This window comes from Flavobacterium branchiophilum NBRC 15030 = ATCC 35035 (genome assembly GCF_002217205.1).
Classification (GTDB): Bacteria; Bacteroidota; Bacteroidia; order Flavobacteriales; family Flavobacteriaceae; genus Flavobacterium; species Flavobacterium branchiophilum.
Window position 1 is genome coordinate 1 of record NZ_MUGT01000072.1, and the last position, 11,629, is coordinate 11,629.

The following is an 11,629-nucleotide window of genomic DNA, read 5'->3' on the forward strand; positions in this document are numbered from 1 at the left end:
ATTTTTGCGTAAGATGAGTTAATTATTTACAGGTTTCTTACTATTAACTTTTTTTCAACTTCAATGGCTGTTTTTTAATTCAAATAATCCAAAAACGATATTTTATACCGAAAAACGATTTTTTAATTACCCACATTGTCTTTTTATATTACCAAATGATTATAAAAAATTTTATCTCAAAATAATGTTTAAAAAACACTATTTTTGCCCTCTCAATTTTAAATTGCAAATAATGTTTAGATTACAACTTCCAACAGACCCACGATGGGTAAACATTGTTGAAACAAATATAGAAGAAATTCTTACTGATCATGCTTGGTGCGAACAAAAGGCAGCCACAAATGCCATTACCATTATTACTCAAAACTCTGATTATCCTGATTTAGTGGCAGATATGTTGGCTTTGGCTAAAGAAGAAATTGAACATTTTCAAATGGTCAATAATATTATTGTAGCCAGAGGATTAAAATTGGGGCGAGAACGTAAAGATCCTTACGTTAATGAATTGGCCCAATATATGAAAAGGAGCAATACGGGAAGTAGAATTTCTGGACTTGTTGAAAGGATGTTGTTTGGAGCCATGATTGAAGCCAGAAGTTGCGAACGTTTTAAAGTACTTTCTGAAAACATCAAAGATCCCGAATTGGCTGTTTTTTATCGAGATTTGATGGAAAGCGAAGCTGGACATTATACTACTTTTATAAAATATGCCAGAAAATACGGTCATGGAATTGATGTCGAAAAACGTTGGAACGAATGGCTTGAATTTGAAGCCTCTGTTATTGCTAACTATGGCAAATCAGAAACTGTTCATGGTTGATTTTTTTGTTTTTCTTCAATCCATTTGCTCAAATATTTTGTACTCTGTAAACTATGATGTTGCAACATATTGCCAATAAAATTAAACGTTCGGTGGTTTTTTTTATTGGCTAATAAAACTTGCATTTGGTTCATAAAAAGGGCTTCAAAATGTTTTTTTTGATACAGTTTGTTAATAATTATGAGGCCGTTTTGTTGTGCAGCATACCATTTTTTTGAATTTTGATACAAATCGATGGCTTTTAAAACAAAGTCTGAATCTTGCTCGCAAACGGCACCATTCCAAGGCAAATGAGCGTGCATGGCTTCTGCTCCAATGGGAGTTGTAACGCTTGGTGTTCCATTTTGCATAGCCTCTATCAATTTGCCTTTGAGGCCTGCTCCAAATGGGATTGGAGCCAGTAATACCCTCGATTTTTGTATCACTTTATGTGCACAATCTGCTCTTCCTTTGATTAAAAACCCATCTTTTTCTTGATGCAATTGTTGGGCTTTTGGAGTAGGGTAGGCCCCATAAATGTGTAACTGAGCAGTAGGAATTTTTTTTCTTATTTCGGGCCAAATGTGTTGTTTCAATCTCAAAACGGTGTGCCAATTGGGTTCGTGTCTAAAATTTCCAATGCTTATAAAATGGGCTCTTTCTTCAAATTTTAGCCATTTATTTTGTTGGTTTACACTAATTTCATCAATTAAAAACGGCAAGTAAAACAAAATTTCATCTGGAATTTTAAAAACATTTTTCAATAATTGCATTTCAAATTCGGATATAATTAGGGTTACATCACATCTATATATCGCAGCTATTTCTCGAAAGGCTATAGTCGATTTCATATAATCGGCAACGGCAACTTCTTGTTGGTTTTTATATTTTTCTTCTCGAGTTTTGCGTAAAAAATGCAAATCTTCACTGTCTAAAACTCTAAGAGCCTCAGGACAATTTGCAGCCACCCGCCATCCAAATTGTTCTTCTGTCATGAATCGATCAAAAAGTACTATTTGAGGCTGCATTGCTTTGATGAAATGATCAAACGAAGCATCGTTGAGCAATATTGCTTTTTTTTGGATACCAATAGTATCTAAATCAATGGCAAAAGCACTATCTGCCGCCGTAGAGGCAAAAATAATTTGCCAACTTTGACTCTGAAATGCAGCAATTAATTGCAACATTCTACTGCCTGCAGCCGTAGATTGTGGTTCTATCCAAACCGAACCGATGATTAAAAGTGTATTTTGAACCATTTTTTAATAAAATTTCATTTTTTTTCAAAAGTAGTAATAATCAATTGTTAAATATCAAAAATCAAATGATTATCTTTGCGGTTTATTTTTCGCAACAAAAATAAAACACAACTTATTATATAACTACAAAATACAAAATTTAAAATGATTAACATCGTATTATTTGGAAAACCAGGAGCTGGAAAAGGGACACAAGCCGAATTTTTAAAAGAAAAATACCAATTAACCCACTTATCAACGGGAGATATTTTTCGATTCAATATTAAAAACGACACCGATTTAGGTAAATTAGCCAAAAGTTATATGGACAATGGCGACTTGGTACCAGATGAAGTTACCATCAAAATGCTTGAAGATGCTGTAAATAAAAATGCAGATTCTAAAGGGTTTTTATTTGACGGTTTTCCTCGAACAATTGCTCAAGCAGAGGCTTTAGATGCTTTTTTGGCTAGCAAAAATTGGCAAGTGAATGCTACAATTGCTTTAGAAGCAAACGACGAAATATTAGTAGCCCGTTTGTTGGAAAGAGGAAAAACCAGTGGCAGATCTGATGATCAAGACGAAGAAAAAATTAGAAATCGTTACCAAGAATACAACGAAAAAACCGCTCCTTTGATGGATTATTACAACCAACAAAACAAATTTTATGGAGTAGAAGGCATTGGAACAATTGAAGAAGTAGCCACTAGAGTAAATGCTGTAATAGATTCTTTATAAAATTAACAAAATTTAAAAGTTTCAAGTTTAAAGTTACCAACAAGCTTTGAATTTGAAACTTTTGCTTTTATCAACAAAAAAATCATGGAAATTATCATTATCCTATTGTTAATTATTCTGAATGGTGTGTTTTCGATGTCAGAAATAGCATTGATTTCATCTCGAAAAAATCGATTGGAAAATGCTGCCAAAAAAGGAAATGCAAGTGCACAAGCAGCTTTGGATTTGGCTAATTCGCCCAATAAGTTTCTGTCCACAGTTCAAATTGGAATTACATTAATTGGAATCCTTACGGGTATTTTTAGTGGCGATAAAATTACAACAGATGTTCAGAATTTTGTTGCAGGTTTTCCTGTTTTACAACCTTATTCGCAAACAATTGCGGTAGGAATAGTAGTGGTTACTTTAACCTTTTTCTCGTTGGTTTTGGGTGAATTATTGCCTAAAAGAATTGGGTTAAATCATCCAGAAAGCATTGCAAAAGCAGTGGCCATTCCTATGAAAATGATTTCTATTGCCACAGCACCATTTATTTGGTTGCTAACGGTTTCAACCGAATTTTTATTAAAAATAATGATGATCAAGCCTTCGTCTGATGGCAAAATTACCGAAGAGGAAATCAAAGCCATCATCAAAGAAGGAACCGAGGGCGGCGAAGTACAAGAAATTGAACAAGATATTGTAGAGCGGGTATTTCATATTGGCGACAGAAAAGTAAATTCGCTAATGACCCATAGAAATGCAGTGGTTTTTTTGCCTTTAAAGGCCGATAAAGACCAAGTAAAATCATTAATGCTCAAAGAGTTACATTCTATATATCCTGTATATGACGAAAATTATGATAATATAGTTGGTGTTGTCAATTTGAAAAATATTTTTGCTCATATTGACAAACCTCATTTTAATTTAGAACAAATTATTACAGAAGCTCCTTTTTTGATGGAACAAACTACTGCTTATAAAGCATTGGAAAATTTCAAACAAAGCGGGGTGCATTATGCTTTTTTGTCAGACGAGTATGGAGTTTTTCAAGGAATTATTACCCTAAACGATATTTTGGAAGCTTTGGTTGGCGATGCGTCCGAATTTTATAAAGACGATTTCAAATTGCACGAACGAGAAGATGGCACTTGGCTTGTGGACGGGCATTATCCGTTACATGATTTTCTTACTCATTTTGAACTTGACGAACTCATCAACGATTATGAAGTAACAACAGTAAGTGGTTTGATTATGACTGAAATGGCCAGAATCCCAAAAACAGGCGACCTCCTTTATTGGCAAAAATTTGAGTTGGAAGTAATGGATATGGATGGAGTTAAAATTGATAAAATATTAGTAAAAAACAAGCAATAGATAGCGTAACATCTTATAAATAAATGAATTATGACGGAAGGAAATTTTGTTGATTATGTAAAAATATATGTCTCTTCAGGAAAAGGAGGGAAGGGTTCTACACATTTGCACAGAGAAAAATTTATCGAAAAAGGAGGGCCAGATGGTGGAGATGGTGGTCGAGGAGGCCATGTGTATATTGTTGGCAACAAAGGACTTTGGACATTATTCCATCTTAAATTTGCTCGTCATATCAAGGCGGGACACGGAGGCGATGGCGGTTCTGATAGAAGTACAGGACATGACGGCGAGGACAAAATCATTGAAGTGCCCCTTGGAACAGTTGTAAAAGACAAAGAAACAGATGAAATATTGTTTGAAATTACCGAACATGGCGAAAAAAGAATCCTTTCGCAAGGTGGCAAAGGGGGGCTTGGCAATTGGCATTTTCGAAGTTCGACAAATCAAACGCCTCGTTATTCTCAACCGGGTTTGCCAGGTGTAGAAATGGACGTGATTTTAGAATTAAAAGTTTTGGCAGACGTTGGTTTAGTTGGTTTTCCAAATGCTGGTAAATCTACGCTACTTTCTGTGCTTACTTCGGCCAAACCTAAAATTGCCGACTATCCTTTCACAACTCTAAAACCCAATTTAGGTATTGTAGATTATCGTGATTTTCAATCTTTTGTAATTGCCGATATACCAGGTATTATAGAAGGTGCTGCTGAAGGAAAAGGACTAGGGCATTATTTTTTAAGACATATCGAACGCAATGCTACATTGCTTTTCTTGGTGCCTGTGGATACTCCAAATATCAAAGCTGAATATGATATTTTAGTGAACGAATTGGCCCAATACAACCCCGAAATGCTCGACAAAGAACGCATGTTGGTCATTTCAAAATGCGACATGCTCGACGATGAACTCAAAGCCGAACTCAAAGCCGAGCTTGACAAAGAGTTTCAAAACATTCCTTATATGCTTATTTCTGCCGTAGCCCAGCAAGGTTTGACAGAATTAAAAGATAAATTATGGCAAATGTTAAACGAATAACTGGTATGATTAAATATTAAAAAAATAAAAGCCGATATTTTTTGAAAATAATTTTCATAAAAATAACGGCTTTATGTATTGTATTTATTTTTTGTCGCTCAACAAGCTAAACAAAATGGTTTGCGATAACGATAAGATTAAACTAAAAACAAAAGCTGTCGAAAAACCATCAACCCTAAAACCATCTACTATTTTAGTACAAATTAAAATCATTAATGCGTTAATTACTAATAAAAATAAGCCTAATGTAAAAAATGTTATTGGTAATGTAAATAATTTAATTAACGGTTTTACTGTAATATTCAAAATAGCCAATGCTAAAGCTACTTTTGCAGAGGTTGCAATGCCGTCTAACAGCACAACACCCTCAACATATCGGGCAATAATAACTACTAATATAGTGGTTATAAATAATCGGGCTAAAAGTTTCATGATATAAAATTTTGATGGATATTTTTTTTGTAAAATTATAAAAATTCTTGACAAATCTCAAAAAACATTTTTGGATTTTCAGCATGCAACCAATGCCCAACATTTGGAATCGTTTTGAAAACAGCACTTGGAAAATGCTCCTGAATGGCCATCATGTCTTGGTCGGTTATATAATCAGACAGACCTCCTTTTATAAACAAGGTTGGCTTGTCAAAATGATAATTTTTTGGCAATGCCTCCCCAACAGATTCAATACTTTCGTTGAAAACCTTCAAATTAAATCGAAATGCCAGCTGCCCTGGAGATTGCCAATACAAACTTTTGAGCAAAAATTGTCGGGTGCCAAAATCTGTAATATATCCAGCCAAAACTTGTTCAACAGTTGCTCGGCTTGGCTTTGTTGTAAAATCAACCGCATTTAATGCTCTCAAAATCACCTGATGATGCGGGGTATAATACCTCGGACTAATGTCTGCAACTACTAATTGTTGCACCCTATTTGGATACAAACAAGCCAACAACATAGCTGTTTTTCCACCCATAGAATGGCCAATTACCGAAAATGTTGCTATTTGATGCTGCCCACAATACTCAATTATATCTGATACAAAAGCCGAATACGTAAACGTATCTGAATGAAAACTTTTGCCATGGTTTCGCAAATCCAACAAATGTACCTCAAATCCCAACTCGGCAAACTGTCCCCCAAGGGTTTTCCAATTGTCGGCCATACCCATAAAACCATGAAGCACCAACAGTTTTGGAGCTTCTTTGTTGGCTTGCAACACAATACTATTTAACACTGGATTCATGAAATTATAGGCTAGATGTTTTTAATTTTTGTAAATACATATTTACAACATTATCCAAGCCCAAATACAATGCCTCGGCAATCAAAGCATGACCAATAGAAACTTCTAGCAAATGAGGCATGTTGTCATTAAAAAATTGAATGTTATCCAAACTCAAATCATGTCCAGCATTTAGCCCCAATCCCAATTCATGGGCCAAAAGGGCTGCTTGTCTATATGGTTCAACCCCAAGCTTGTTGCCCTTGCCATACAAATGGGCAAATTGCTCGGTGTAGAGTTCAATCCTATCTGCACCAATGAATTTTGCTCCCTCAACCATTTTCAAATCAGGATCCACAAACAACGAGGTACGAATGTGATGACGACGCAATTCGGTAACTATATCTGTCAAAAAATCTTTATGTTTTATAGTGTCCCAACCTGCATTCGACGTGAGAGCATCGGGTGCATCGGGTACCAATGTAACTTGTGTGGGGCCAATTTCTAGTACCAAATCTACAAAACTTTTCTCGGGATTCCCTTCAATATTGTATTCTGTATATACAATCGCTTTCAAATCCCGAGCGTCCTGATACCTAATATGTCTTTCATCAGGTCGAGGGTGTATCGTAATGCCTTGTGCTCCAAAGCGTTGAATGTCTGTTGCTACTTGCAACAAATCAGGAACATTGCCTCCACGAGCATTTCTCAAGGTAGCAATTTTGTTAATATTTACACTTAATTTAGTCATTTATATATATAATTTAATACAAAAAAATCTATTCTAATTTCTTTTTAATATTTTCAAAACCAATATTTTGGGCGTTCCCACAAGGGTCGGGCTTTTCGTTTCAAACAACGTTCATTAAACTCCAAAAGAAACATAATATTGTAAAATAATCCTTTTGATTACACATTCAAAAGCTGTTTTGGTGCAATACAATGCCTCTTTTGGGGCTGGGTGGTTCAATGCAATCCCTAACGCAAACCTCGGTACAAAAGTAAAGATATTATCAGAATAATAAAATAGAAATAGTTAGGTTAATTAGTGTGCTAAAAATTTATTCCAGTTCCATAGTTGAGATTTGGTTCTTCAAATAATAAAAGTTCCAAAGCATTTTTTGAATTAAAACCACTAATTTTTTGCCTATAAGTCGATGCTATTTGAGGTTTTTCTATTTCTATCTTTCTGTTTTTACTAATTGCCAAAAATGTCTCTTCTTGGTCAATGCCTAGAAAACGTCTGTTTGCTAAATTTGCTGCAATTCCAGTGGTGGAACTACCTGTAAATGGGTCTAATATCCAAGCACCAGGTTTTGTTGAAGCTAAAATCAACCTTGTTAAAACCGATAAAGGTTTTTGCGTAGGATGTTTGCCACACGATTTTTCCCATGGAGCTATCGCCGGCAATTTCCAAACATCTTTCATTTGCTTGTCGCCATTGAGTTGTTTCATTAAATCGTAATTGAAATAATGCGGAACTTTTTCACTTTTTCTTGCCCAAATAATTTGTTCTGTTGAATAGGTAAAATAGCGGCACGAAAAATTAGGCGGCGGATTTGTTTTTTCCCAAGTTATTACGTTGAGGATTTTAAAACCTAATTCATTAAGTATTTGCCCAACTGAAAAAATATTGTGCATGGTACCACTTATCCAAATAGTGCCATCTTCTTTTAATTTTTCTCTTGCCAATAAAAGCCATTTTCTATTAAAATCATTGATAAAATCAAAGCCTTCTGATTTATCCCATTTGCCTTTATTAACGCTAACAATCTGACCATTTTGAATAGACAAGCCTCCATTTGATAAGAAATAAGGAGGGTCTGCAAAAATCATATCAAACTTATGGTCAAATTGAGGCAAAAGTTCCATGGTATCTCCGTGAAGAAGATAAAAGTCTTTGTCTTGGGATTTGAAATAGGTTTTTATCATTATCTTGGAATAGCTAAATATAAAATTGCATCTAAATTTAATTCTTTATATAAATCACCTTTAAGTTTATAAAACTTTCCAATGTTTAAATTAGTATCAAAATCAAATAATCTGTATAAGTAATAATTATCCTTATTAATTTTTGAAAATTCAATTTCGTTTTTAGTCAAATAGAAAGGTCTATTTATTTCACTTCTAGTAGTTTTCACTTCAATGTATTTTTTATCTCCATTTATATCAAATGAAAGAATATCATAACCTAAACCATCACCATGTATTTCAGAGGAATGTTCAACTAAATCAGCTAAATCTTTACGACCATAACTATTTAAAATGTCTTTTTCATTTTTTATTACGAAAAGTTCGCCAAGAAAACCTAATCTTTTATTCTCTAACTCATTTTTAATAAAATCAACATTCTTAAATGGTTTAAAACTTCTGTCTTTTGTATTTAAACCATTTTTTGGTGCGGGTACTAAATCTAATTTTATAGAATCAATTTTATTTTCTAAAACACCAACTTCAAAGCCTTTCTTGAAAGCACAGTTTGTACATTTATGCCTTCCTGTGCCACCTTGATTATCTCCTAGATTTTTTAAAATGAGCGAAGGTGCAATACTGCCTAATTGGCATTCCTCTGCATCAGGAATAGAGTTACTATATTCAAAATAAGAATTCCATCTCTTGCTACTACCTAATATAAAACCTTGTTCATATGCGCATGTTGGACAACGATGTCTACCTGAACCTGCTTGGCTATGATGTAAATCCTTTAATAAACTAACAGGAGAAATACCCCCGTGTATGCATGTCTCGTTATTCATATTTTAAAAACTGACTGATACAGCTTGTTTGGTTTCTATTTATTCAAAATTTATTTCAACTTCATCAAAGTACTTGAAATTTTTTATCTTTATTTTTGATATATACTTAATATTAAATTATTTTCTTTAAACAATCCTTTTTCAACATTTCTAAATTCAACAAATAATCCGCTTTATCAAAATACTCTCTTAATGGTTTAAGTGTTGATTTCCAACCTGCACCATCTGTTACCCATATAAAAGTAATGTTTTGAGCATTCCAATATTCATTCATTTTGACATATTCAGTTGCAGTAGATTTTAGTTTTGAACCGCCGCCTCCATAAAAATTACATTCAATAAAATACAACTTTCCATTTTTATTGATTGCAAAATCTAAGTTTCGAGAAGATTTGTCAACTTGTATTTCAATATCCCATTGCGTTTTAATCTTTTTAGCATTGGCTTGGGTCATGTATAGTAGTCCTAATTCTTCACAAGCATTTTTTACAAATGTTTCCACAATCTTTTCCATCATAGTGCCACCACGATTTTTTCTTCCGTTGCTATCTAAACCAACTTCAACACCAGTTACATAATCAACAAGGTTTTTAATATGTTTATCCTTCATTAAATTACCTAGTCCAGACTGCATAAAAAAAGTAGTTAAATCTTCACAATCTTCATCACTTATAATTCTATGTTTAAAATCATAATCTTTATATAAAAACTCGGTAACGTCAGTAAGCATTGAGACCTTGTTGTCTCTAAAAGCAATTAAAAAAGGAAATGCTTTAATAACTTGCGGATATTCTTTTATCAATTCAAAAACCTCTTTTTCAATATTCTCTTTTCCTATTAAAACATTCAAAAGATTTAATTCTTTTTCGATTACCTTGATGTTTTTTTGTACTTTTTCCCAATTCACAAAATAGTCCCAAAGCAAAATTCCTTTCTCTTTGAAAGTAGATGTTATTTGTTTGAAAAGTAAATCTTCATTTTCTATTTTTAATATCTCACATAATTTATTCATAATATCTATAAAACAATTTTTTCAAATTTTACTTTTCTGTTTTCACTACCCATTTCAAGTAATTCGGTATTTTGAACAACTACATCAATATATTTTAATTTCATTCGTTTTGCAGCTTCCAATCTGTGTTGCCCATCTAACAAATAAAAATCTTTATTTACAGTAATAGGAATCCAAAAATTATCATCAAAATAATACATTATATTTTCAAGGGTTGAGTCTAAAATTGGATTATCAAATTCCATTAGACTTTTGTCTATTTTTATTTCATTTATATTTACTTTTTGTTTAAAAACCCAATAAGGTTTATCAAAATTTGTGAATGTTTCAATATTCATTTTCAAAACTGGTAAATATTCTTTTTTAGGTTGATTAGTAATTAACAACTCCTTTAGTTTTCCCCTTTTCTCAGGATTTGCATTGATGCTTCTTTTGGCATCAACTCTTTGTATATTATAATCTACATACAAATCATCAAAGAAATTATCATTTTCATTTTTCCCTTTCACATCGGAGTTACTTAAAATCCAGTGGTGGTTTAAATCATCTAATTTTGTGCAAAAATCTCTCAACCTTATTTGTTCTTGGTCGTTAAAATCGTCTTTTGCATAAGAGTTAAAACTTGATGTTTCGCTTAGTGGTTTATAAGGGGGGTCAAAGTAAAATAATGAGTTTTTATTAGTATAATTTATAGTTTTCTCAAAATCTCCGTTTAGAATTTCCACTTTTTGCAAAGCATTACTTACTGCTAAAATATTTTCTTTGTCGCAAATAGTTGGTTTTTTATAACTTCCCATTGGAACATTGTATAAATTTTTGCTATTCACTCTATACAACCCATTAAAACAAGTACGGTTCAAAAAAATAAATAATGCCGCTTGTGTACTCAATTCTTCTTTTCTTGTGTTGTATATAGTTCTTTTTTCGTAATAATATAATTTTTTTTGCTCATCATTTCCGTCTAATTGATGAAATTCATTTTGTAGCATTTCGAGAATAGAAATCAATTCTTTAGGCTTTGATGCAATAATTCTATATGTGTTTATCAAATCTTCATTAATGTCGTTAATAACCGCTTTTTCTAGCTTTGGAAAATGATGTAACATCCAAAATAAAATTGCACCGCTCCCAACAAAAGGTTCTATATAGGTGAATTTTTCATTATAAAATTTTTTTGGTATTACCTTTTCAATCTCATTGATAAGTTGCGTTTTACCACCTGCCCATTTTAAAAAAGGTTTTGCTACTTTATTTGTCATATTATTTTTTTATCTAAATTGGTTATAATTTTTTATTAATTTTATCTAAATTGGAATTTAATAAGATATTGTTATTTAATCATTTTAAAATTATTAAATAGTATATTTGTAAAATTTTCCTATTTCTTTGAATTGACAAATATACTTATTTCTTTTTCTCTTTCCCAATTTTTTGCATCAAAATAGCAACAAAACCATTCTTGGGAGCCTTATCTT

At 32.6% G+C, this 11,629-nt stretch carries 11 protein-coding genes and 1 pseudogene; 4 read left to right on the forward strand and 8 right to left on the reverse strand.

Annotation, left to right across the window (positions count from 1 at the left end; all coding sequences use genetic code 11):
* Positions 1-232 precede the first annotated feature (232 nt).
* Positions 233-820, forward strand: coding sequence for a tRNA-(ms[2]io[6]A)-hydroxylase (gene miaE, locus B0A58_RS09300; protein WP_014083559.1), 588 nt, complete (start codon positions 233-235; stop codon positions 818-820).
* On the opposite strand, the gene B0A58_RS09305 is transcribed toward miaE, so the two are convergent.
* A complete protein-coding gene (locus B0A58_RS09305) occupies positions 811-2,058 on the reverse strand; it encodes a glycosyltransferase family 4 protein (protein WP_089080829.1) in 1,248 nt (415 codons plus the stop codon). The two genes, miaE and B0A58_RS09305, sit on opposite strands and share 10 nt — an antisense overlap.
* A 144-nt stretch (positions 2,059-2,202) precedes the next feature.
* On the opposite strand from B0A58_RS09305, the gene B0A58_RS09310 reads away from it, so the two are divergent.
* From B0A58_RS09310 to obgE, 3 genes are all read left to right on the forward strand, one after another.
* Positions 2,203-2,775 carry an adenylate kinase gene (locus tag B0A58_RS09310; RefSeq protein ID WP_014083561.1) on the forward strand — a complete coding sequence of 191 codons (573 nt, stop codon included), beginning with the start codon at positions 2,203-2,205 and terminating at the stop codon, positions 2,773-2,775.
* Between the two features lie 84 nt (positions 2,776-2,859).
* Entirely contained in the window at positions 2,860-4,131 is a 1,272-nt protein-coding gene (locus B0A58_RS09315) for a hemolysin family protein (RefSeq protein ID WP_089080830.1), read from the forward strand.
* 30 nt (positions 4,132-4,161) lie between these two features.
* Positions 4,162-5,163, forward strand: coding sequence for a GTPase ObgE (gene obgE / locus B0A58_RS09320; RefSeq protein ID WP_014083563.1), 1,002 nt, complete (start codon positions 4,162-4,164; stop codon positions 5,161-5,163).
* A gap of 84 nt (positions 5,164-5,247) precedes the next feature.
* Here obgE and B0A58_RS09325 read toward each other — a convergent pair whose 3' ends face one another.
* The 7 genes and pseudogenes from B0A58_RS09325 to B0A58_RS09355 all read right to left on the reverse strand — a co-directional run.
* Positions 5,248-5,595 (reverse strand): phage holin family protein, encoded by a 348-nt coding sequence (locus B0A58_RS09325; protein ID WP_089080837.1) that lies wholly within the window; start codon positions 5,593-5,595, stop codon positions 5,248-5,250.
* Positions 5,596-5,630: 35 nt separating this feature from the next.
* A complete protein-coding gene (locus B0A58_RS09330; protein ID WP_089080831.1) occupies positions 5,631-6,407 on the reverse strand; it encodes an alpha/beta fold hydrolase in 777 nt (258 codons plus the stop codon).
* A gap of 4 nt (positions 6,408-6,411) precedes the next feature.
* On the reverse strand, positions 6,412-7,137 hold the full coding sequence (locus B0A58_RS09335) for a pyridoxine 5'-phosphate synthase (RefSeq protein ID WP_089080832.1): 726 nt from the start codon (positions 7,135-7,137) through the stop codon (positions 6,412-6,414).
* Positions 7,138-7,439: 302 nt separating this feature from the next.
* Positions 7,440-8,318, reverse strand: coding sequence for a DNA-methyltransferase (locus tag B0A58_RS09340; protein WP_089080833.1), 879 nt, complete (start codon positions 8,316-8,318; stop codon positions 7,440-7,442).
* Entirely contained in the window at positions 8,318-9,142 is an 825-nt protein-coding gene (locus tag B0A58_RS09345; RefSeq protein WP_089080834.1) for a DUF3883 domain-containing protein, read from the reverse strand. The genes B0A58_RS09340 and B0A58_RS09345 overlap by 1 nt, the downstream gene beginning before the upstream one ends.
* Before the next feature lie 112 nt (positions 9,143-9,254).
* On the reverse strand, positions 9,255-10,154 hold the full coding sequence (locus tag B0A58_RS09350; protein WP_089080835.1) for a type II restriction endonuclease: 900 nt from the start codon (positions 10,152-10,154) through the stop codon (positions 9,255-9,257).
* 356 nt (positions 10,155-10,510) lie between these two features.
* Positions 10,511-11,413 (reverse strand): annotated as a pseudogene (locus B0A58_RS09355) (DNA adenine methylase); the annotation flags it as partial.
* Positions 11,414-11,629 lie beyond the last annotated feature (216 nt).